Source organism: Vibrio sp. SNU_ST1, from assembly GCF_030563405.1.
Taxonomy (GTDB): domain Bacteria; phylum Pseudomonadota; class Gammaproteobacteria; order Enterobacterales; family Vibrionaceae; genus Vibrio.
On the sequence record NZ_CP130748.1, the window covers coordinates 2,851,258 to 2,874,796 of the forward strand.

The window sequence follows — 23,539 nt, forward strand, 5'->3', positions numbered from 1 at the left end:
GCTTTAGCCTTTGAGTGCTAATCCATCCAACAGTTTCTGATGAATACCACCAAAGCCACCATTACTCATTACCAAGATTTGATCGCCTGCTTGTGCCTCTGAGACAATTTTAGCAACGAATGCATCCATGTCATCACTCACGTGCGCGGGTTGGTGACACGCATCGGCAACGTCTTGTACCGACCAATCAATATTACCCGGTTGGAATAAGTAGGTAGAATCCGCTTGCTTAAGAGAATCAGCTAAAGTTTCTTTGTGTACACCGCGCTTCATGGTGGCAGAGCGAGGCTCTAAAACGGCAATGATTTTTTTCGTGTCGACCTTATTACGTAAGCCGCCCAGCGTAAGTTCAATTGCCGTTGGGTGATGAGCAAAGTCATCATAAACAGACACACCAGCCACTTCGCCTTTAAACTCCAAACGACGTTTGGTGTTAATGAAAGTAGCCAACGATTCACACGCTAAATCAGGTGTCACACCAACATGTCTTGCCGCCGCAATCGCCATTAAGGCATTGTTAACGTTATGGTCGCCTACTAAATCCCAGTCTACCGTTCCAACACACTCGCCTTGGAAGTAAACCTCAAATTTAGAGCCGTCTTTAACCAGCTTCTTCGCATCCCAATCACCGAGTTCACCGCTCGATTCAGTCTCACTCCAGCACCCACGAGCTAGAACATCTTGAATAGCCGTATCTTGTTTAGGAGAGAAAATTCGGCCATTACCTGGGACAGTGCGCACTAAGTGGTGGAACTGACGCTTAATCGCCTCAAGATCATCGAAGATGTCAGCATGATCGAACTCGAGGTTATTCATTACCAAGGTTCTTGGGTGGTAATGGACGAACTTAGATCGTTTATCAAAAAAAGCACTGTCGTATTCGTCGGCTTCGACCACGAAGAACATGCTTTCACCAAGGCGAGCAGAGATACCAAAGTTACCCAACACGCCGCCAACTAAGAAGCCAGGCGCATAGCCACAGTCTTCTAAAATCCAAGCCAGCATGCTCGATGTTGTTGTCTTGCCATGTGTTCCCGATACCGCTAATACCCAACGATCATGCAACAAGAACTCTTGCAACCATTGCGGGCCTGAGGTGTATCTAAGATTGTTATCCAATACATACTCAACACATGGGTTGCCACGACTCATCGCATTACCAATCACCACGAGATCCGGCCTTGGTTCTAACTGGCTTGGGTCAAACCCTTCAATAATTTCAATCCCTTGAGACTCCAACAAAGTGCTCATTGGTGGGTAAACATTCGCGTCACTACCGGTAACCTTGTGACCTAATTGACGAGCCAATACCGCAGCACCTCCCATGAAGGTGCCACAAATTCCTAAGATATGAATATGCATAAATTGCTTCCAAACGCTTGGCTAAATGAACCATGTCTAAATCAAACTACTGCACTCATTATCATTAAATGACGATTAAAAGCGAGTAGCAATGCAAAACAAATTTAGTCGACATAGTAAGTGAGATCTGCGTCGCTTAGTTCATTACCATTAAAAAGATCTAACCTTTAGAATTTAAGTAGGCGTCTAGGTGAATAAAGCCCGAGTAAGAGGCAAATTCTATAGTGCTCAAATCCCCCTAATATTGAGAGAAGTTTAAGGAAATAACATGTCTGAGATGCGCACCCTTGGTGAGTTCATTGTTGAGAAACAGAGTGACTTCCCCCATGCAAGCGGTGATCTATCATCCCTTTTGTCGTCTATTCGACTTGCTGCAAAAATTGTTAACCGTGAGATCAACAAGGCTGGTCTAGTCGATATCACTGGCGCTGTTGGTACAGACAACGTTCAAGGTGAAGAACAGCAAAAGCTAGACCTTTACGCGAACGACAAATTTAAAGCGGCTCTAGAAGCTCGTGATCAAGTTTGTGGTGTTGCAAGTGAAGAAGAAGACGAAGCTGTCGCCTTCAATAAAGAGCTCAACAAAAACGCAAAATACGTCGTTCTGATGGACCCCCTTGATGGTTCTTCAAACATCGATGTCAATGTATCTGTTGGTACAATCTTCTCTATCTACCGTCGAGTATCACCTGTTGGCACCCCACCAACACAAGAAGACTTCCTTCAGCCAGGACACAAGCAAGTAGCCGCGGGTTACGTAATTTACGGCTCTTCAACTATGCTTGTTTACACAACTGGTGCAGGTGTAAATGGCTTCACCTACGACCCATCTCTGGGCACCTTCTGTCTGTCTCATGAAAACATGATGATCCCTGATGAAGGTAAGATTTATTCCATCAACGAAGGTAACTACATTCGCTTCCCTACGGGTGTTAAGAAGTACATCAAGTACTGCCAAGAAAATGAGCCAAGCGACAACCGCCCTTACACATCACGTTACATCGGTTCTCTAGTATCAGATTTCCACCGTAATCTTCTGAAAGGCGGTATCTACTTATACCCGAGTACGCAAAGCCACCCTCAAGGTAAACTGCGTCTGCTGTACGAGTGCAACCCAATAGCCTTTATTATGGAGCAGGCCGGTGGTACCGCATCAGACGGAGCGCAACGCATCATGGATATTAAACCAACCGAGCTGCACCAGCGTGTGCCTTTCTTTGTTGGTTCTAAAAACATGGTTAAAAAAGTAGAAGAGTTTCTTGAACTTAACCGAGACTAATCGTCTCGCTTATTTTTCAAATTAACGCCATTAAAAAAGCCAGCATTCATATGCTGGCTTTTTGTTGTTCTCTGAGCTAATTGTTCACAGGGCTATCGAAGGTCAAATTTCGATTCTGCGCCTCTTTCATACTTGAAGCGGAACCACTTATCGACATCATCGCAAATTCCAAGGTAAGTATCACCTCGGCGTCCTAACGCTCTTGGGTTTTGAGAACAATATTGAGTTTTACCCATTTCATAACCTTTGCCATAAGCAGCATACAAATCGGCATCAATCGATGGTGAAGATACAGCTTCAGCTAAACTGGCTTCGGTTTGTTTGGTCTTACCTTTCCGCGCCATTTCTTCGCCAAAGTTCTGCCAGTCTGTCGTATTCATTGACGTTGGTGGCGGAGTTTGCGCACAACCAAATAGCATGATGGAAAGCACTAATAATAGATATTTCATAATTTCCTCCTGATGGAAAAGACTAGCCTATACATTGAGACTTCTAGCTATTACGTCAGAAAGCTTCCAGTAGTTCATTCACTTTCGTAAGTTTTTCGCTTACACCAGTCACCCGAAAGTATTTCTTTATTAGCCGTTAGATCAAGCTGATACAAATATACCCATGCTAATCCAAATATAGTCTCTATTTGCTCGCGACGATACTCAACAGGAACATCTTCTAGCCGATCGAGCGAAGCCAAAACTTCATCGTTAATGATATAGACCTCGCCAACGACATTTTTCTTTCCAGAAATCATCGCCGGATAGGCACCTAAATCAAAAAGAGCGTATTCCTCAGGGGTGTCAAACCTTCCTAAGCACGCACACTGCTGCAAATAGTGGTGGTTGGACTGACCTTGTCTCAAGGTTCCATAAACAAAAACAAGTTGCTGCATAACCCCTCCTCAGCATTCGTCATCCGCTAATCACTCACGACTCCAGTGTTACTCGAATTCAAATTGATAGAGAAGATCCACGGCGCTGTCTAGCCCCGACACGGCTTCAACATAGAGATCCTGCATCAATCGATAACGAACAGTAAACTCACCTAACGAGTTAAAGATACCTACGCCATACTTCACCTGTAAACCAGGGAGAATGTAGCCGCTGACCGTAACCTGGGAATCATCTCCAGAGCCTGCAGTATCCAGTTGCAAGTCCTGTACGCCAAAAGCCTCACCAATTTCACCGACAACCTTACCGCTCTTCGCCAAGCTTAAGCCAATTAAGGTCGTTGTCATTGAACCATTCGACTCACCATCAATATCTTGACCACGCAAAATATAAGACAACGCGTTGGCTTGCGGCATCGCAGGATCAGAATAAATTTCGATGGTCGGCTCTGTCGCCGGGCCTGTCACTCGAATACCAGCTGTCACATCATCCTGAGTATTATCAGGGTTACGTATCGCATTGATCGCTACATATGGCTGATCCGGAGGCCCATTCATTAGAATCTTACCTTCTTTGATCAAGAGATCTTGTCCAAAGGATTGGTAAGTACCATCGACGATGTTTACCTCACCTGTAATAAAAGGACCTTGATCTTTTTGAGCCACGTTGAGCTTGCCGACCAAATCACCTTCAAGACCAAAAGCAGACAGTTTAAAGTCATCGCCAATGGAAATATTAATATTGGTCATCACATTGAATGGAATCGTGTCTTCGTTCTCTGGCTCAAGATCTTTATTCAAGATAACTTGATCAGAAGACACTCCAACCGCTGACGGTGGTAAGTCTTCGACAACGATACGTCCCCACGGTAATGCGATATCACCAGTGATTTTTGCAAGCTCTGGCGTGACATCAATGGTCATATCAGGCACGACCTTCACCTTAACCATAGGCGGAATATCAACCATCAACTCATCAGCAAAAACTCTAACGTTAGAGTGCCATGCTTTAAGATCTTGCCAATCCCCGGAGCCTTCGATATCAAGGTGACCATCAGGAGTTTCAACATTGGCATCTAACTTCGCGCTGTAGCCGTCAAAATCGAGGTCAATACGGCCGTCTTTAATATCCACTGGCGTGACATCGCCTTTGACTTGAATACCATCAACCGAGAACTGACCAAAGACTTGAGGATGCATCAAAGAGCCTTTTACCTGTAGGTCACTCTCAAGATCGGCCTTCAACAGGCTGTACTCACCTAAGATTGGTTGTAAGAAGTCCAGATGGAAGGTTGTCAGCTTAATTGCCGCATCGACCATTTTGTCTTCGGCGAGAATGTCTGGTAACGACACAGTGCCAGACAGGTCACCATTGTCGGAAACATCCAGCTTAAAGTCGGCATCCAGTTTGTTGTCTTTTAGTTGGGCATTCAATGCAACGCTTTCCCAACCGAGTGTGATTGGCTCACCAACTTGTTGAACAACCTGTCCTTTCCGCATATCGACGCTAACCGTCACCTCTGGTTCACCTTGTTCCGACCACGTGGCATGAACGGTCGCATTGACTAAGCCCTGTAATTGCGTTTCTTTAGGCATGAGGGCTTGGATCTGCTCAAAATCGAATTGGTTAACGCCCAGTTTTGCCTCACCCGACTTTCCAACACGAACATCTTCATCCAAACACACACTCGAACCCGATTGCTTCCAACAGTGCGCTTGTACATCAGCTAACTGCTTGTCGACATCGGCTTTAATAGCGACAGGTTGATCTAATACCCAAGGCCCCTGCTGAGTGGTAATTTTTACTCTGTCTAACGACCCATCCCAAATAAGAGAGGGCTTTTGAATCAACTCACCAGAGATGGCCAAGCTTGTCGACACTATATCGGATATCACATCAAGTGTTACGGTATGCTGCTTCTCACCGCCATTCACGGTTAAATCAATGCTTTCCACGCTTTGATCTTGATAGGTTAAGTTCTTAGCTTTTAATACAAGATCTGCTTGAGCTTCAGGCAATGGCAGGGGAACGACCGAACCATTAAGCGATAAGGATTCTAATGTTGCTTCGTTATTCCAATCGACCTTGTCAACATTAAGCGCGAGATCGACCTTTGGCTCTTTCGTTGGGCCACTAAGCTGGATATTACCCATCACTTTACCCGTCAGCTCTGGAACACTCTTATCTAACTGTGGGAAATTTATCGCAACGCCCATACCCCATTGCTTATCCAGTTGCCCTTGAGCCTTAATCGAATTAACACCGTGAGCCAAGCTCAAACCACTGGTTTTCAGTTTAGGTTCACCGCTCGCGCTGCGATCTGACGCTGACAACTGCCCTTCGATATCCAGAGGGTATTCACGTAGGATCCCCTCAATATCGAGCTTAGACAGTTCAATCGCCCAACCACCCGCTTGTGTCAGTTCACCAGAAGTGACAATACTTCCGCTAATGTTACCCTCGGCTTCTGGCCACTGCAGACCCGGTTGTATGTCTTTGAGCGTCACATCGGCTTGCCAATTAACGAGCTTCTTCCAGTTCGCTTTGACTACACCATTTAGTTCGCCACCCAAGGTATTCAGTTTCAAGCGTTCAAGTTCAATCTGTTCCGTAGTGCCTTTCCCTTCCAGATCTATTGTTAAGGCAGGTATATCCTTACCATCTGCTTCACCTTTAAGCTGCACATTAAAACCATCTAATGAACCATCGGCTTTGAATTTCTCAATTGCAGCTTGGTAGTCACTTTTACCTGTCAAAGGCCATTGCGCTTTACCTCTCTCTAAAAGAAGGTCAAATGGCAGAGTCGGTTCTAAGGGTTGAATATCACCAGACAGTTGTGCCTCAATCAATTCAGAAAGCTGAGAATCTAAGTGCAGCTTAGCCACGCTGCCTTGTGCTTTCAGCGATAGTTTCTGACCAGCGAGGTCGGTTTCTTTCACTAACGCATCCAAAGAAAGTTCTAGCGGATAGCCATCCTTGAGCTCAACCTTCGTCGCTAAATTCGCGCTTACTTGTGGCATATCGAGTTCGAGAGCTGAAACATCAACCATATGTTTACCCGCTCGAGCTTCTAATCCAAGGTGGTTTACCACAATCGGGGTTTCTTGTTCTAAAGTGAAATTGTTGAGATCAAAACGCTCAAGTACAACCTGCAAAGGAATTAAGACTTCTGGCAACTCGATAGCTGTCTTAGTTGCAGTCTCTGGCTCGACCATTTCTGATTGCGGCGCTTCAGTAGACTCTGCAAGTTCAACTTTAAGATCATTGAATAAGGTTGGCGATACTGTCAGCTTTTCACCCTGCATACTCAAAGCCGTAGAGAACAGGCTCCATTCAATTTCATGACCTAAGATATTCAGCTTGATATCAGATAAAGCGATTCGATTAATGACGATTGGTAGTGGTGTTTTTACCGATGTTACGGGCGGAGTAGGTTCTGCCTCTTCTGTAGAAGCTAGTGGCAATTCAGTAAATGTAAAGTCCAGCCCTTGAATCGCTAAGCGGTCAACACACACTTGAGGGTCAAGCAGACAGCGCGGATTGATAGCCAAGTTCAGCTTTTGAACCTTGGTGTCAATATGCAGGCTGTCATCTTTAAACTGAACATTATTAAGCGTAAAGCTTGGGAAAAGAGCGCCTTTAGTACTTTCCACTTTCAGTTGTGGCAATGCTTTTTCAGCGCCCCACAACACAGTTTTCAACCCCAAATTGGTGAACAAAACAAAACCTAGTAGGGCGATTAACAGTAGCAAAATCGACGTCACTGAAATCGACGCCCACTTTATACACTTACCCACCACTTTGATCATAATTCTGGCCCTAAACTAAAGTGCAGTTGGAACTCATCACCTTTTTTCGCATCTAGACCCCAAGCAAAATCTAAACTCACAGGGCCGACGGGGGACGCCCAACGAATCCCTACACCAGTACCATGCTTCCACTCTGGCGTGTCATTGAATGCGTCACCAATATCGTAGAAAGCCGCTCCCCACCAATTCCCTACTAAGCGATATTGGTATTCAAACGAACTGGTTGCAATGAATTTCGCACCCGTTAGTGCGCCACTTTCATCTCGAGGAGAGATAGACTCATAGCCATAACCACGGATGCTATTATCACCACCCGCAAAAAATCTTAAAGAAGGAGATAACTTATCAAATTCGTCCGCAAAGTTTCCGCCGAATTGAAGGCGGGTTAAACCTCGGTGGTTATTACCAATGCTTCGAATCCATGCGGTTTGCCCTTGAAAGCGCACGACTTGGGTTTCAGATAACAAGGTATCATCAGCCGCTTCAACCATGATGGTTTGTTTATCGCCCCACATCGGCATTGAACCGCCTCGTGTTCGAGTGCGTGAGAAAGAGACACCAGGCAACACAAACTGCGCCAAATCGTCTTGTAAACCTTGTTTATAGTTTTCGACTAGGTATCGAATGAATACCGTGCGTTGCCAGCCATTATCCAGACGCCAGTACCTTTCTAAGGCTAAGTTTGACTCCAAACTCTTGGTATCACGGTTATCCAGATTCTTCATTCCATACTTAATTTGATAGTAGTCATTAAGTACGTCATCCAATGGGATTTTATAAGCCGCCGTAATCGTCTGCTCAGGCTTAGAGATCGATAAACTACTATTAAAACTATGACCTTTCTCGTTAACCCAAGGTTTCTTCCATTTAAGGGTACCTTTTACACCCAAGTCTGTTGATACACCGATACCCGTTTCAATTTGGTTCCGCGCTTGCGGAGCAAGGCTTACCTTCATCGGAATTTCTCGACCTTCACCCAATTGACTTAAATCTGGCTCAACAAAGACTGAAGAAAACCAATCCGTATTGGAAAGGTTTTGGTTGTATTCGCCAACTTTGGTTATCGAGTAAGGTTCGCCATCTTCAAATGGTTTAAGAGACTGCACCTTCTCTTCTTCTATTTGGCTACCAGTAACCTGAGTAGAGCCAAAGTGATAGCGAATACCACTGTTATAATGAAGTCGGACATAAGCGCGGTTTAATTCAGGAGCGACTTCTAATTTGCTAAGATCATACGCCCCATCGAAGTAACCTTTCGCTAATCCAAGGTTGCGTATCGATGACTTTAAAGAGTCATAATTACCATGATTCAAAATCGAACCTTTAGACAATTTGCTCTTAGCTATCAAGGCAAAAAAATCAGGATCATCTTTGGCTTCACCAGTCAGAACAATATCTGAAGCATAAATAAGAACAGGCTCTCCCGGTTCAACCGTAACAATCAATTCGGTATCATCTTCAGAGTGAGTAAATGTGATATTCGGTTGGTAGTAGCCTAATGCATTCAGCGCTTCTTTGATCATCGACTCCAAGCGAGATTGGAACCTCAATGAAACCGAATACTCTTCTTCAGGAATCGCACTCAGATAAGCATCCACATTATCAGCAAGCGCGCCATCAAGCCCTTTAATATCAAGGGAAACGTCAGCGAAAGCGAGCGTCGATGACAGTAGAGTGCCAATCAGAACTGGTAAAGTTTTTCTTATCATGTTTAATTGGTGAAGAAGTTATCAATACGTTAATAAGTGAAAATAAATCATACCGCTAAAACGACATTGAGTCTGTAATAAATCCGGTAATAACACGGTCTAATGTAAAGACTTAATCAATATTCACCAGCCGTTAATATGAGCCTACAGTTAATATAAACCTAGATCTAATGTTAACTAACGCGGTAAACGTATGCGAAAAGGAATATAACATGCTAAACAAACAACAACTGGTTTCCGCAGCAACCGCATTACCTGGAAATGCTGACCCAATCCGCATCACTGAGCGCCATTTCGTCAATCAAACTGACTTGCTCACTTCCCCTACGGGTTCTCAACAAGAAGTCCTACTTGGTATGGGATGCTTCTGGGGAGCAGAGCGTTTGTTCTGGCAGTTGGACGGCGTTATTTCAACATCCGTTGGCTACGCTGGTGGATACACGATTAACCCCACTTATGAGCAGGTATGTAGCGGACAAACTGGCCATACCGAAGTCGTTCGTGTCATTTTTGATAGCGAACAAACATCTCTGGCTCAAGTACTTGAAATCTTTTGGGAGCGTCATGACCCGACTCAAGGGATGCGCCAAGGCAACGATTTAGGGACTCAATACCGTTCTGCGATATACACCTTCAGCGAAGAACAACAAACTATCGCTGAGCACTCTAAACGTGAATACCAACGAGCAATGACTGAATCATTAGGCAACGAAATCACGACGGAAGTTCTGCCTGCTGGAAAATATTTTTTCGCAGAAACCTACCACCAGCAATATCTAGCTAAAAATCCGAATGGTTATTGCGGGTTGGGTGGAACAGGTGTGTGCTTCCCTCCGCAATAATGAGTGTTAGGCATACAAACTAGAACAACATCCATTAATAAAGGGCTTCCGCTAGGAAGCCCTTTTTCATTGAAAATCTATTTGACGCAAGACAAATCTATAAAAGCAATTACACCGGCAGCGCAGCAATGGTGCCGTTAACTTCTTTAAAAATCGTTAGCTTTTGTTTGTCTGAAACTTCAGGAAGAAGCACCTTGCCTTGGTCGAAGCGAAACTCTCCGATACCCTCTATAGCAAACTGGCCTTTGAACAGGACTTTAACGAAACGCGCCACCTGATGTGGACGGTAAGTAGAAAATTTTCTTAACATAATACAACCTCAATTCCATTTGAGTACTACAGCCACGTACCTGAACACCAACGTATTCAAAGCACATTAAATCGCTAATTCCTTTAGCAAACAGCAAGATAATCTATTGTTTATCTCGATATTGATGCATTATACCTTTTGGTAACAAGCCTGCAACTTATTTACACACCGTACGATAAAAAAGTTAAAGAGGCATTTTTCAAATTTCATATTATACTTCCAGAGCAAACCAATAAGCGGAACAAAAATATAATGAAAAACAAAACTCTACTGGCTTTTTTAGCCGCAGCCTCTCCACTTTTCGCCAATGCTCATAATCTATCAGTCGGTGCAACTCTGCCTGCTGTCGATGTTAGCAACTATGGTGAAATCGTACTAAACGACGGAAATACTGGATATCAAGCTTGGGCTACCAATGATCTTCTAGGTAAAGTTCGCGTCGTTCAAGCTATTGCTGGCCGTAGCAGCTCGAAAGAGCTCAACGCACAACTGATGGCAGCCATTACAGCATCGAAATTCGCAAAAGACAGCTACCAAACCACTACCATCATCAACCAAGATGATGCGATTTGGGGAACTGGGTCTTTTGTTAAATCGTCAGCAGAAAGTAGCAAAGAAGAGTTTCCATGGTCTTCTATGGTGCTAGATGAAGACGGAACCGTAGCGTCATCATGGGCTTTAAAAGAAGAGAGCTCAGCGATTATCGTTCAAGACAAGCAAGGTAAAATATTGTTTGTTAAAGAAGGAGCATTAAACGACTCAGAAGTCACTCAAGTCATTGAGTTGATTAAAGCGAATCTTTAATAAGATATTCGCGTCTTTTTCGAGACCTGACTAAAGGATATTGTTATATTATAACAGTATCCTTTTTTAATTCTGTGGTTAATCATCCTGATGTGGAAAAACACACCTAATAATGTGAAACGTAAAACAGGCTTCTTGCTTGGGCTGATGCTCATGTTGAGCGTGTTAGCAGCGACACATATTGTGGATATCGACCCACATCATCACTCTTCACATCATTGTGAGCTGTTTTCGATAAATCAGTTCATTACGGCGCATTCACTTCCACAGATCCCAGAGCTCCATTCGGAATTTACTGTCGCTATCACAGAGTCAGTCATTTCGTTACAGCGCCTGTATTTCGCTTATTTAGCACGTTCACCTCCTGTAAAGATTTATTAATTACCACTACTTTTTAATTAACCTTTATTCAGGAAAAAAACATGAAACCTACTATTCTAGCCGTTGTTATCGGTATGACTGTCTCTACTAATGTTCTAGCTAACGAAGAATTCCGCTCTCACGAAGCACACGTGCACGGTAAAGTTGAAGTGAACATCGCTCAAGATGGGCAAGAACTACTTGTTGAAGTAACAGCTCCCGGCGCTGATGTGGTTGGCTTTGAACATGCTCCAGAAACTGCTGAGCAAAAGAAAGTATTTGAACAAGCAATTGCGCAATTAAACAAGCCAGATGAGCTATTTAGTTTCAAAAATGCAAGCTGTACTCTGAAGTTCAAGTCGGTGACGAACACCTTGGAAGACGATCATGATGACCACAAAGGCCATGACCATGCAGAACATAATCATGATGACCACGAAGGCCATGACCACGCAGAACACGCTCATGACGACCACAAAGGCCATGACCACGCAGAACACGATCATGACGACCACAAAGGCCATGACCACGCAGAACATAATCATGATGACCACGAAGGCCATGACCACGCAGAACACGATCATGACGACCACGAAGGCCATGATCACTCAGAAGGTGGGCACGGAGAGTTCACTGTCGAGTACCATTACCAATGTTCAGATATTGCGAAGCTAGATACTGTGATCACTCAATGGTTCTCTAAGTTCAGTAATACAAAATCAATGACGGTAAACCTTCTAACTGACAGCGCTCAAATTCAAGAAGTGCTTAACGCAGATCGTATTAGTTTTCGATTCTAATCAGTATTAGATTGAATTAAACGTAGATAAGCAGCCAAGTAAGTAGTCACTTACTTGGCTGTGCAAATCGGTGTGTTCTGGAAATTTATTTTTCTAATAACTGTCCAGTAAATACACCGCTTTAATCATTGGAGCTAATATGTCTTTTGACAGTTCATCACTTGTGGTCAAACTCGAAAATATCAGCTTTCGTTGGAAGCCTGAATTATCCCCAACGCTAGAGATTCCCTCACTGCATATCCAAGCCCAAGAGCACCTTTTCATCAAAGGGCCAAGTGGCTGTGGGAAGTCAACATTATTAGGGTTACTGACCGGAATCAACCAAGCTGCACAAGGTGAAGTTTCTATCCTTGGCCAAGACCTCACACAGCTAACACCTCGTCAGAGGGACAAGTTCAGAGCCGATCATATTGGTTATATATTCCAACAATTTAACCTGCTTCCTTACTTGTCAGTCATCGACAACGTGACGCTTCCTTGTCAGTTTTCTAAGATTCGTAAGCAGCAAGTCGCTGAAAGTCAGAATAGCCTGCAAGCAACCGCTCAAGAGTTGTTGCTCAGATTAAAGCTACCTCAAGCTCTAATGGACAAGCCCGTTACCGAGTTGAGTATTGGTCAACAACAACGCGTTGCTGCCGCTCGTGCTTTGATCGGCCAACCCAAAATCATTATTGCCGACGAACCGACATCGGCTCTGGATCATGACAACCGAGAAGCCTTTATCGAACTGTTGCTAGAACAAGCGAATCAGGCGGGGTCTACCCTGATCTTTGTCAGTCACGATCCAACATTAGAAAAGCTGTTCACTCTAACCATAGATTTAAAAACCGTTAACCAAGCTAAGGTTGTCGTATGAAAGTAATTACTCACTTAGCCTTAAAAAGCGTACTCAACCGTAAAGCCACAGCCATTCTGACTATTCTCACCGTAGCAGTGTCAGTGATTCTATTACTCGGTGTTGAACGTGTAAGAACCGAAGCTAAGAGCAGCTTTGCGAATACGATTTCAGGAACCGACCTTATTGTTGGTGGCCGCTCTGGTCAGGTAAACCTGCTGCTTTATTCCGTATTTAGAATTGGTAATGCGACCAACAACATCGACTGGAAAAGCTATGCAGAATTTAGCCAGCACAACGCTGTAAAGTGGGCGATCCCAATCTCATTAGGTGATTCACATAAAGGCTTCCGCGTAATGGGCACGAACCATAGCTACTTCGAGAATTATCGCTATGGAAGTAAGCAACCACTTACTTTTCAGCAAGGTAAAGAGTTTAATCAGCTATTTGATGTCGTGATTGGTGCCGATGTCGCGAAGAAGTTAGATTACAAGATTGGTGATCACATCATTCTAGCGCACGGTATCAGTGATGTGGCATTCAGTCGCCACGACAACCTGCCCTTCACCATTGTCGGAATACTCGCGCCAACCGGGACACCAGTAGATAAAACCGTGCATGTTTCGTTAGAGGCAATTGAAGCGATTCATGTTGGCTGGGAGTCAGGTGCCAACCTAGGACACACACCAAACGCTGAAGCGCTAAAGCAACGTAACTTCCAACCAAAGCAGGTTACCGCGATGATGGTTGGCCTTAAATCGAAGATCCAAACCTTTGCACTGCAACGAGAAATCAATAACTACCGCCAAGAACCTTTGAGCGCCATTATGCCAGGTATTGCTCTGCATGAATTGTGGGGAATGATGGCCGTAGCAGAGCAAGCACTACTGATTGTTTCAGGGTTTGTGGTAATCGCGGGACTATTAGGGATGCTGAGTAGTCTACTCACTAGCTTGCAAGAAAGGCGTCGAGAGATGGCCATTCTGCGCGCGATGGGAGCAAGGCCTCGCCATGTATTTGGTTTGCTAATTAGTGAAGCCAGTGCACTGACCTTCCTCGGTATCACACTGGGTGTTGCCGTGTTGTTTGCGCTAATCGCAGTAGTTGCTCCTATTGTGCAACAAAGTTATGGTATCAACATATCGATATCCGCAATCACACCTCATGAGTGGAAACTGCTTATGTTGGTGCAAGTTGCCGGAATCATTATTGGCTTTATTCCCGCTTTCAGAGCTTACCGTCAGTCATTGTCTGATGGCATGACTATTCGAATCTAAAATAGGAACCTACGATGCAACGCAAATTCCTACTGATACTTGGGGGACTTATGTTCCCATTTATCAGCACAGCTCACGCTGAAACCACTCAGACTGACGAATCGGTATTAACACTCGATTGGATTGACTTGATTCCAGAGTCAGAGCGAGCACAACTCGACTCATTTGGTATGCCGATGGTTAACCACGACAGTATGGACAAACCTCAACAATCGACACTTGGCGCTGTTCGCCCAGAGCTGAATGGCAGCACAGTCAAGATTCCTGGCTTTGTGATTCCATTGGAAGGCGATGAGAACATGATCACTGAGTTTCTGTTAGTACCGTACTTTGGCGCATGTATCCACGTACCGCCACCGCCGCCGAACCAAATCATCTACGTGAAGTTCCCTAAAGGTGCACCAATACAGCAGCTATGGGATGTGATTTATTTAGTAGGTACACTAAAAACCGAGTCAATAAGCCACGACTTAGCTCAAACCGGTTATCTTATTGAAGGTACTGCGATTGAAGAATATGACGACATGTAGTCATTAGAAGGGTGGCTCAAGGATGAGCTGCCGTCACTGAACGAGTGAGATTATTCAATAACAGTTTAGTAACGATAATTTTCTTCTAAATTACGCGATGTAATTAGATAAGTACGCTAGAACAGCGACATAAGTAGCGAGTAATAACCCTATACTAAGCTGTTTCTTCAGCTTGTTATCATTGACTTGATTCATAACTCCTCCTTGAGAATTACAACAAATTTAACATTTTATTATCATTAGCAAAAGTGAAATTTTGTTGAAACCTTCAACTCTGTACGCAAAATCTAGCCACCAATAAGATAAAGAGTTACATTTTAGACAGTTAGGTCGTTTCCTTAGGGTACTCTTATGTCAGAAACCAAACAGCCAGTGATCATCGAGCATGCTAGCGATACACAGCAAAAGCATGAGAAAAAGCCTCATATTGCCGACAGTGCCAGCAGAATGCTGCACATCGCACAAAGCTTCGGCCTCGATTCCTTAATTAGTCATAGTACAAAGCCAAACGATAAAGCTGAGAGTACGCTTATCGAACGGGCACTATTACGAGAGAAAAAACGTAGAGAACTTCGCCAAAAAAACCTAGAACAGATTCTAAAATTGGCACACTCTTCATGTAAGGATGAAGCGGCTGGAGACCCTGATCAGGACTGGCTATACCGTTTCTTCGATATGGCACAAGAGATCCACAATACATCGATGCAGAGGCTATGGGCTCAAGTACTGAAACGAGAAGTCACCAACCCAGGCTCGACTTCGATGAAGGCACTGCAGATCTTGAAAGACATGACACCAAAAGAAGCGCTCACCCTACAAAGAGCAGCGTCACTTGGTTGTAGCTTTGGTAGTGATAACAGCAGAAAACTATTACTCGGCTTTAAATCCCATGCTGGAATCTTCAGCTTTGGTAAAAGGGACACCACCAACACCATCAATCTTGGTGGACACAACCTTCCCTACTCTAGCTTGCTCCACTTGATTGAACTCGGGATTATTCTGGGCACAGAATTAGAATCTGGAGAGATTGATTTCGATCCAGCTCTGCACTTAACTTATCAAGGTAAGGGCATGTCACTGGCACCATTATCAAAAGGGGTGAAGCTGATTTACTACCGATTCAGTCCAACAGGCAATGAGCTTTGCAACTTACTTGGCAACAAGCCTAACATGCAGTATTACGACCAACTGATTACGCTATTGAGCCAAAAATTCACGGTTCAAACAGAAGTTAAAAGCAGTGTGAACTACACCGTCTAGACAATCGGATACTGTAAAAAATAGACGGTGTACGCTGTGAAGAGTATTGATAAGAGTAAAGAGAATCTAGAGGATAGGATTCTTGTCTCGGAAAACCAAGGCTGCACTATTTATCCGCCGTGAATAAGCAGATAAACAGGAGAGTAGCCTTAGTCATACCAGCGAGCTCAATTGGATAAAATATTACGCTTCTCTAACGCATCAATACACAGCTCGACCAATTCATCGAGTGTCTTCTCACCCGCAGGTAGATCTATCTCAGGGCTCTGAGGCGCTTCGTACACTGAGCTAATACCCGTGAAATTCGGGATTTCTCCAGCGCGTGCTTTCTTGTACAGGCCTTTCGGGTCACGCTGCTCACACACCTCAAGTGGTGTGTTCACAAACACCTCAAGAAACTCACCTTCCGGCAATAAGTCTCGCACCAACTGTCTCTCCGCTTGATGTGGAGAAATAAACGCTGACAACACGATCAAACCCGCATCCGCCATCAATTTAGCGAGCTCACCAATACGACGAATATTCTCTCGACGGTCTTGCTCAGAGAAGCCAAGGTCACTACATAATCCGTGACGAACATTATCGCCATCCAATAAGTAAGTATGGTAACCAAGCTGTGCCAAGCGGTTTTCTAATGCTCCAGCGACTGTCGACTTCCCAGAACCAGATAATCCCGTGAACCAGAGCACGGCTGGCTTTTGTGATTTCAGATTAGAGCGAAATGCTTTATCAATCGAGTGTTGATGCCACACAACATTCTCATCTTTTGGTTTGAGTACTGCGGTCATAATTAGTCCTTTAAATAAACAGCATTAAAATGGGAAAAAGTAAGGAATTAGGGTCAGCACCAAGCCCGAATAGACAATCGAGATTGGGATACCGATGCGTAGATAATCCGTGAGATGGTAATTACCTACGCTATAAACAAGTAAATTGGTTTGGTAGCCGTAGGGCGAAATAAAGCTGGCGCTGGCACCAAACAGAACCGCCATAATGAATGGCATAGGGTCAACGCCATAGCCGATAGCCATGCTGTAGCCAATCGGAAACGAGAGTGCTGCGGCCGCGTTATTGGTCACCAACTCAGTCAGAACCAAGGTCATGAAATAGGTCGCGACTAACGCACCGAACACGCCCCAGCCATTAAAGGCTTCCATAAACATCAACCCCATACGCTCAGACAGCCCAGATGAAATCATCAGTTGAGCAATAGACAGAGCGGAGCCAACGATCACCACAATATCAACAGGAAAACGGCGACGGAGTTCACCCAGTTGCACGACTCCAAATGCCACCAGCAATAATAAAAATCCCGCTAGTCCTTTGATAATCGGCACGACTTCAGCAAGGGCTAGACCAATCACACAGGCAAAACCGATCAATACAAGCGTCGATTTATCTGCGTCAAGCTTGGCACTTGAATCCAAGTCATTCATCAACACAAACTCTTTGTTGTGTTGCTGACGCTGCTCTTCAAAACGCTTACCGGGAACCAAAATCAAGGTATCACCAGCGGTTAGTGTGATGTTTCCAAGGCCACCTTCAAGGCGCTCATGGCCACGACGAATAGCAACCACAACCGCATCGAAACGATCTCTAAACTGGCTGGTTTTGAGGGTTTTGTTACAGAAGCTTGCCGACGAACTCACCACGACTTCAACAAAGCTCTGGCCATTCAAATGGTGCTGACCAAACAGAGTCAATCCTTGGATTTCTTGCAGTGTCGCCACGCTCTCGACATCACCACAAAACAGCAATCGATCACGAGCTTGAAGAATAAAATCAGGGTCAATAGATGCCGTGGTCTTACCGTCTCGAATCACTTCTGCTAAGAACAGTTTTCTCAATGCTCTGAGGTTATTCTCGCTGACGCTGCGGCCAACTAAAGGAGAACCCGGCTCAACTCGCGCCTCGAGAAAGTAAGGTAGATCGTCTTGAGATCCATCATCGTAGCTGGGTAAGAAGTAGCTCAGAGGAATGAGGATCAATACACCACCGACCAAAACCGCTAAACCGATCAAGGTCGGTGTAAAAAAGTTTAGGCTCGGCAAACCCGCATCTTCAACGAAACTATTGATGATCAAGTTGGTAGAGGTGCCGATCAATGTCAGGGTTCCACCTAAGATGGCAGCATATGACAAAGGGATAAGCAGTTTAGATGGCGCATGTTGTTGATTACGTTTGATCGCCCCGATCAAAGAAACAACCACCGCCGTGTTATTAGTAAAAGAAGAAAGTAACGCTGTGGAAATACCCAACTTCGCAACCACGGTACCTAGCCTACCTTCAGAGATATTACGGCTAACCCAGCTGATTAAGCGAGTTTTCTCCAACGCACTTGATGCGAGGATAAGAAGAATTAAAGTCAGTAACGAGGAGTTAGTGAAGTTATTGGCTAAGCTCGACAGATCGATCATGCCAGCCATAAAAGCAATAAACGCCGCGCCAGCAAAGATAAAGCTTGGCTTAATACGGGTAACGAGCAGGCAAGTAATGATGCCGAGCAAAATCGCTAATACAAATCCTTGTTGCCACATATACCCGTCCTTTATGGCGGAAACGATGGGTTTCCGCCTGATTCAATAAGCTGTTACTTGGTCGTTTATGACTTCAGTAGTTGGCTTAGATCTTTGGCATCCCAATGAGGGAAGTGCTTGCGTACCAATGCGTTGAACTCAAGTTCAAATGCAGAGAAGTTACCGACTTGCTGTTCAACAGAGTCCAAACGGTCTCGAATCAAACCAGCACCAACCGTCACATTAGTCAGACGGTCGATAACAATGAAACCACCGGTATCGGCACTCTCACGGTATTTATCCAGCGCGACTGTCTCGTTCAATGACCATTCACACAAACCAATACCATTCAGTGGCAACTCATCAACAGCGTGAGTCGACAGGTTGTTGATGTCATATTGGTGACGAACCGTTTCAACCTGACCGACGGTTTTCTTGCCTGCGATCTTGATGTCGTAAGCTTTACCCGGTTGCAGTGGTTGCTCTGTCATCCACACGATATCTGCCAATACATGGTTGGTGGATTCAATCTGTGCATCTTCTAGCACAATCAAATCACCACGGCTGATATCGATTTCATCTTCAAGAGTCAGTGTTACCGCCAAACCCGCTTGTGCTGATTCAAGTTCACCATCAAAGGTCACAATGCTTGCCACCTTAGAGGTTTTACCTGAAGGCAACGCCTTGATTTCATCACCCACGCTGACACGACCAGAAGCCACGGTGCCGGCAAAGCCACGGAAATCTAAGTTAGGACGGTTTACGTACTGCACAGGAAAACGGAATTCGCCCGCAGAACGTTTTTGGTCAATGTCGACGTTCTCTAACACTTCTAATAAGGATGGACCTTCGAACCATGCAAGCTCTTTGCTTGGCGCTGCAACGTTAATGCCTTCAAGTGCCGAAACGGGCAAGATCTGAATGTTAGTTTCGCCTTCTAGGTTTTCAGCAAACTCTAGATACTGATCGCGAATCTCTTCAAAACGATCCTGCGAGTACTCCACCAGATCCATCTTGTTGACTGCGACGATGAAATGCTTCAAGCCAAGTAGGTTAGAAATAAACGAGTGACGACGTGTTTGATCCAGTACGCCCTTACGAGCATCAATCAAGATCACAGCCAGATCACACGTTGAAGCGCCTGTTGCCATGTTGCGCGTGTACTGCTCATGCCCTGGGGTATCAGCAATAATGAATTTACGCTTTTGAGTCGAAAAGTAGCGATAAGCCACATCGATCGTAATCCCTTGCTCACGCTCAGCCTGCAAGCCATCAACAAGCAATGCCAAATCGGGCTTCTCACCCGTAGTACCCACTCGTTGGCTATCCGAGTGAACTGCTGCTAGCTGATCTTCATAAATCTGTTTTGTATCATGGAGTAAGCGACCGATTAAGGTACTTTTACCGTCGTCTACCGAGCCACAAGTTAAAAATCTAAGCATAGATTTATGCTGATGCTGACTTAGATAACCTTCAATCCCTAGTTCAGCCAATTCGGCTTCTACTGCACTATTCATTTTTCTTTCCTTAGATTCTTAGAAATAACCTTGGCGCTTTTTCAGCTCCATAGAGCCCGACTGATCATGGTCAATCGCTCGACCTTGACGCTCACTAGACGTCGCCACCAGCATCTCTTCAATAATGCCTGTTAGCGTATTCGCCTCAGATTCAACGGCTCCGGTTAGTGGGTAACAGCCCAAAGTACGGAAGCGAACGCTTTTCTCTTCAATCACTTCACCTTCTTGCAGTTCCATACGGTCGTCATCAACCATGATCAGCATGCCATCACGCTCAACCACAGGACGCTTGTCTGAAAGGTAAAGTGGAACAATATCGATGCTCTCTAGATAGATGTATTGCCAGATATCAAGCTCAGTCCAGTTAGATAGTGGGAAGACACGAATGCTTTCGCCCTTATTCACTTGACCGTTGTAGGTGTGCCAAAGCTCAGGACGCTGGTTTTTAGGGTCCCATGTATGGTTCTTATCGCGGAAAGAATAAACACGCTCTTTCGCTCGAGATTTTTCTTCATCACGACGCGCACCACCAAAAGCGGCATCGAACCCGTACTTGTTTAACGCCTGCTTAAGGCCTTGAGTTTTCATGATGTCAGTGTGCTTAGAAGAACCATGTACGAACGGGCTACACCCCATCTCAATACCTTCTGGGTTCTTATGTACTAAAAGGTCGAAGCCGTACTTTTTAGCCGTACGATCACGAAACTCTATCATTTCGCGGAATTTCCAATCTGTATCAACATGCAATAGTGGGAATGGAATCTTGCCTGGATAAAACGCTTTGCGAGCTAAATGAAGCATCACAGAAGAATCTTTACCGATAGAGTACATCATCACTGGGTTATCAAACTCAGCAGCAACTTCACGGATAATATGAATACTTTCCGCTTCAAGCTGTTTTAGGTGGGTTAAACGTTCTTGGTCCATTTCAGTGCTTCCTTTAAGGCTCGCAGTACGAGCAATTCATTACTTGGTCTTGCCAAGCAAGGGATTTAACTCATCCACTTGAGTGAATGGGAGTATTGGCACTAGAAGAAAACAGAAGCTTCGTTTTGAGCTATCCTTGCTATTCATCTGCCTGATACGTCCTTGATATAGGCATTATGACGAGCCTCTCATATTACTGGAAATTCTAAAATTTCATTTTTTATTCGAAAAGCTGATAAGGGATGAGATTCATCGATAAATAGGTGAAATGAATGGACTAATACTATCGATGTGATTTGTACATTGATTGAACAGGTTTGGGAGGCGTCTTGCAGAACACCATAAAGTAATCGATCTAAGTCACGAATTAACATTCGTTGTAATCATTGTTTCATTCCATTTTGTTACATTACGCAACGAATTTTCTACTAATCCACTTTGGAGCTCCAAAATGAAAGTTGCAATGAAACCTTTGTCATTGGCTGTACTTGCGGGTCTTGGTCTGACTTTAGCAGGCTGCACAACAACACCAGATACCGATGAAGTGATTAAATTACGTGTCGTAGAAACGACGGATATCCATACCAACCTAATGGATTACGACTACTACAAAGACAAGCCATCGAAAAAAATCGGCTTAGCACGTACTGCAACTCTAGTAAAAGAAGCTCAAAGCGAAGTAACCAACAGCGTATTAGTTGATAACGGTGACTTGCTGCAAGGTAGCCCAATGGGTGACTACATGGCAGACAAAGGCATCGAAGCTGGCGAAGTTCACCCTGCATATAAAGCAATGAACCAACTAAGCTACGACGCTGCAAACCTAGGTAACCACGAATTCAACTACGGTCTTGAGTTCCTAGAAGAATCTATCAACGACGCTGATTTCCCGTACATCAGTGCTAACGTTTACGACGCAGAAACCAAAGAACACTACTTCACGCCTTACATCATCAAGACGCACACCTTTGAAGATACTGCTGGCGTAGAACATGAAGTAAAAGTGGGTTACATCGGTTTTGTTCCACCACAAATCATGACGTGGGATAAGAAGAACCTAGAAGGTAAAGTGATCGCTCGCGATATCATTGAGACAGCTAACGAGTTAGTGCCTCAAATGAAAGCGGAAGGCGCTGAAGTAATCGTTGCTATCCCTCACTCAGGCGTATCAACTGACCCGTACAAAAATGGCGAAGAGAACTCAACGTTCTACCTATCTGAAGTAGATGGCATTGATGCAATCGCATTCGGCCACTCTCACGCAGTGTTCCCAGGTAAAGGTTTTGATGACATTCAAGGCATTAACAACGAGACTGGCACAATGAACGGCGTTGCGGCAGTCATGCCAGGCCGCTGGGGTAGCCACGTTGGTGTCATGGATCTAACACTTGCACAAAAAGACGGTAAGTGGGAAGTCGTTAAAGGCCAATCAGAAGCACGCCCAATCTACAACAAAATAGAAAAGAAATCTCTTGCTGCTGCTGATGAAGGCATCGTTTCTGCACTAGAAAAAGACCACGCAGGTACTCGTGAGTTTGTTAACCAACCGATTGGTAAAGCAGACGATGTGATGTACAGCTTCCTGTCTCTAGTACAAGACGATCCAACAGTACAAATCGTCAACCTTGCACAAAAAGATTACGTTGAACAGTTCATTCAAGGTGACCCAGACCTAGACGGTACACCAGTACTTTCAGCGGCTGCGCCATTCAAAGCGGGCGGCCGTAAGAATGACCCAGCGAACTTCACTGAAGTTGAATCTGGTCAACTGACATTCCGTAACGCGGCTGACTTATACCTTTACCCGAACACGCTAGTTGCAATGAAGGTAACAGGCCACGAAGTAAAAGAGTGGCTTGAGTGTTCTGCTGGTCAATTCCAACAAATAGATGTTAATTCGACCGTACCACAGCAGTTGGTTGAATGGGACGGCTTCCGTACTTACAACTTTGATGTCATCGATGGCGTTGAGTACCAAATCGATGTTACACAACCAGCAAAATACGATGGTAACTGTAAAGTTATTAATGAAGGCTCTGAGCGTATCGTAGGTCTAACTTACCAAGGTAAGCCAATCGACGTGAAGCAAGACTTCCTGATCGCAACCAACAACTACCGAGCATACAGCAATAAGTTCCCAGGTACGGGTGAAGGCTTCATCGCATTTGATGCACCAGATGAGAACCGTACTGTTCTAGCGAACTACATCTCTCGAGTGAGCAAAGAGCAAGGTCAAGTGAGCCCAACGGCTGATAACAACTGGTCATTTGCGCCAATCAAAACGGATAAAAAGCTAGATATCCGCTTTGAAACATCTCCAAGCGACAAAGCGGCAGAGTTCATCAAAGAAAAGGGTCAATACCCGATGAAACGTGTTGCGACTGACGATGTTGGTTTTGCTGTTTACCAGATTGACCTAACTAAATAGATTGCTTAAGTAATACATAGTTAACGTTCTGAAAGGCTGAGTTTAACGACTCAGCCTTTTTCTTTTGTTATTTATAAACCAAATCCACTG

At 44.6% G+C, this 23,539-nt stretch carries 20 protein-coding genes; 10 read left to right on the forward strand and 10 right to left on the reverse strand.

Annotated elements, in window-relative coordinates; genetic code table 11:
* Positions 1 to 3: 3 nt before the first annotated feature.
* Positions 4 to 1,362, reverse strand: coding sequence for a UDP-N-acetylmuramate:L-alanyl-gamma-D-glutamyl-meso-diaminopimelate ligase (gene mpl, locus Q5H80_RS12585; RefSeq protein ID WP_304564970.1), 1,359 nt, complete (start codon positions 1,360 to 1,362; stop codon positions 4 to 6).
* 268 nt (positions 1,363 to 1,630) lie between these two features.
* Here mpl and fbp point away from each other — a divergent pair, with 268 nt between their 5' ends.
* Positions 1,631 to 2,641, forward strand: coding sequence for a class 1 fructose-bisphosphatase (gene fbp, locus Q5H80_RS12590; RefSeq protein ID WP_304564971.1), 1,011 nt, complete (start codon positions 1,631 to 1,633; stop codon positions 2,639 to 2,641).
* Between the two features lie 92 nt (positions 2,642 to 2,733).
* Here the strand turns inward: fbp and Q5H80_RS12595 are convergent, their stop codons facing one another.
* The 4 genes from Q5H80_RS12595 to Q5H80_RS12610 form a co-directional block, all read right to left on the reverse strand.
* A complete protein-coding gene (locus Q5H80_RS12595) occupies positions 2,734 to 3,090 on the reverse strand; it encodes a DUF2799 domain-containing protein (protein ID WP_304564973.1) in 357 nt (118 codons plus the stop codon).
* Positions 3,091 to 3,164: 74 nt separating this feature from the next.
* On the reverse strand, positions 3,165 to 3,527 hold the full coding sequence (locus Q5H80_RS12600) for a gamma-glutamylcyclotransferase (protein WP_304564974.1): 363 nt from the start codon (positions 3,525 to 3,527) through the stop codon (positions 3,165 to 3,167).
* Between the two features lie 48 nt (positions 3,528 to 3,575).
* Positions 3,576 to 7,334 (reverse strand): translocation/assembly module TamB domain-containing protein, encoded by a 3,759-nt coding sequence (locus Q5H80_RS12605; protein ID WP_304564976.1) that lies wholly within the window; start codon positions 7,332 to 7,334, stop codon positions 3,576 to 3,578.
* Positions 7,331 to 9,043 carry an autotransporter assembly complex family protein gene (locus Q5H80_RS12610; RefSeq protein WP_304564977.1) on the reverse strand — a complete coding sequence of 571 codons (1,713 nt, stop codon included), beginning with the start codon at positions 9,041 to 9,043 and terminating at the stop codon, positions 7,331 to 7,333. Before Q5H80_RS12610 ends, Q5H80_RS12605 begins: the two co-directional genes overlap by 4 nt.
* Before the next feature lie 212 nt (positions 9,044 to 9,255).
* Between Q5H80_RS12610 and msrA the strand changes: the two genes are divergently transcribed.
* The gene (gene msrA / locus Q5H80_RS12615) at positions 9,256 to 9,885 is read left to right on the forward strand and encodes a peptide-methionine (S)-S-oxide reductase MsrA (RefSeq protein ID WP_304564980.1); all 630 of its coding nucleotides are present in this window, start codon (positions 9,256 to 9,258) and stop codon (positions 9,883 to 9,885) included.
* A gap of 109 nt (positions 9,886 to 9,994) precedes the next feature.
* On the opposite strand, the gene Q5H80_RS12620 is transcribed toward msrA, so the two are convergent.
* Positions 9,995 to 10,195 carry a DUF1107 family protein gene (locus tag Q5H80_RS12620; RefSeq protein WP_004735283.1) on the reverse strand — a complete coding sequence of 67 codons (201 nt, stop codon included), beginning with the start codon at positions 10,193 to 10,195 and terminating at the stop codon, positions 9,995 to 9,997.
* A gap of 252 nt (positions 10,196 to 10,447) precedes the next feature.
* On the opposite strand from Q5H80_RS12620, the gene Q5H80_RS12625 reads away from it, so the two are divergent.
* From Q5H80_RS12625 to Q5H80_RS12655, 7 genes are all read left to right on the forward strand, one after another.
* The gene (locus tag Q5H80_RS12625; RefSeq protein WP_304564990.1) at positions 10,448 to 10,999 is read left to right on the forward strand and encodes a YtfJ family protein; all 552 of its coding nucleotides are present in this window, start codon (positions 10,448 to 10,450) and stop codon (positions 10,997 to 10,999) included.
* Between the two features lie 90 nt (positions 11,000 to 11,089).
* Complete coding sequence (locus tag Q5H80_RS12630; protein WP_304564992.1) at positions 11,090 to 11,380, forward strand: DUF2607 family protein; 291 nt, start codon at positions 11,090 to 11,092, stop codon at positions 11,378 to 11,380.
* A gap of 41 nt (positions 11,381 to 11,421) precedes the next feature.
* Positions 11,422 to 12,159, forward strand: coding sequence for a DUF2796 domain-containing protein (locus Q5H80_RS12635; protein WP_304564994.1), 738 nt, complete (start codon positions 11,422 to 11,424; stop codon positions 12,157 to 12,159).
* A 139-nt stretch (positions 12,160 to 12,298) separates the two neighbouring features.
* Positions 12,299 to 13,015: an ABC transporter ATP-binding protein gene (locus Q5H80_RS12640; protein WP_304564996.1), complete on the forward strand. Its 717-nt coding sequence runs from the start codon at positions 12,299 to 12,301 to the stop codon at positions 13,013 to 13,015.
* Complete coding sequence (locus Q5H80_RS12645; protein ID WP_304564998.1) at positions 13,012 to 14,271, forward strand: ABC transporter permease; 1,260 nt, start codon at positions 13,012 to 13,014, stop codon at positions 14,269 to 14,271. The genes Q5H80_RS12640 and Q5H80_RS12645 overlap by 4 nt, the downstream gene beginning before the upstream one ends.
* Positions 14,272 to 14,285: 14 nt before the next feature.
* Positions 14,286 to 14,801 carry a DUF3299 domain-containing protein gene (locus tag Q5H80_RS12650; RefSeq protein WP_304565000.1) on the forward strand — a complete coding sequence of 172 codons (516 nt, stop codon included), beginning with the start codon at positions 14,286 to 14,288 and terminating at the stop codon, positions 14,799 to 14,801.
* Positions 14,802 to 15,152: 351 nt separating this feature from the next.
* Entirely contained in the window at positions 15,153 to 16,061 is a 909-nt protein-coding gene (locus Q5H80_RS12655) for a TIGR03899 family protein (RefSeq protein ID WP_304565002.1), read from the forward strand.
* 167 nt (positions 16,062 to 16,228) lie between these two features.
* Here the strand turns inward: Q5H80_RS12655 and cysC are convergent, their stop codons facing one another.
* From cysC to cysD, 4 genes are all read right to left on the reverse strand, one after another.
* Positions 16,229 to 16,849, reverse strand: coding sequence for an adenylyl-sulfate kinase (cysC, locus tag Q5H80_RS12660; protein WP_304565003.1), 621 nt, complete (start codon positions 16,847 to 16,849; stop codon positions 16,229 to 16,231).
* Between the two features lie 24 nt (positions 16,850 to 16,873).
* Positions 16,874 to 18,598: an SLC13 family permease gene (locus tag Q5H80_RS12665; RefSeq protein WP_304565004.1), complete on the reverse strand. Its 1,725-nt coding sequence runs from the start codon at positions 18,596 to 18,598 to the stop codon at positions 16,874 to 16,876.
* 65 nt (positions 18,599 to 18,663) lie between these two features.
* Positions 18,664 to 20,094 (reverse strand): sulfate adenylyltransferase subunit CysN, encoded by a 1,431-nt coding sequence (gene cysN, locus Q5H80_RS12670; RefSeq protein WP_304565006.1) that lies wholly within the window; start codon positions 20,092 to 20,094, stop codon positions 18,664 to 18,666.
* A gap of 18 nt (positions 20,095 to 20,112) precedes the next feature.
* Entirely contained in the window at positions 20,113 to 21,021 is a 909-nt protein-coding gene (cysD, locus tag Q5H80_RS12675; RefSeq protein ID WP_004735271.1) for a sulfate adenylyltransferase subunit CysD, read from the reverse strand.
* Between the two features lie 451 nt (positions 21,022 to 21,472).
* Between cysD and Q5H80_RS12680 the strand changes: the two genes are divergently transcribed.
* Positions 21,473 to 23,449, forward strand: coding sequence for a bifunctional 2',3'-cyclic-nucleotide 2'-phosphodiesterase/3'-nucleotidase (locus tag Q5H80_RS12680; RefSeq protein ID WP_304565019.1), 1,977 nt, complete (start codon positions 21,473 to 21,475; stop codon positions 23,447 to 23,449).
* Positions 23,450 to 23,539 lie beyond the last annotated feature (90 nt).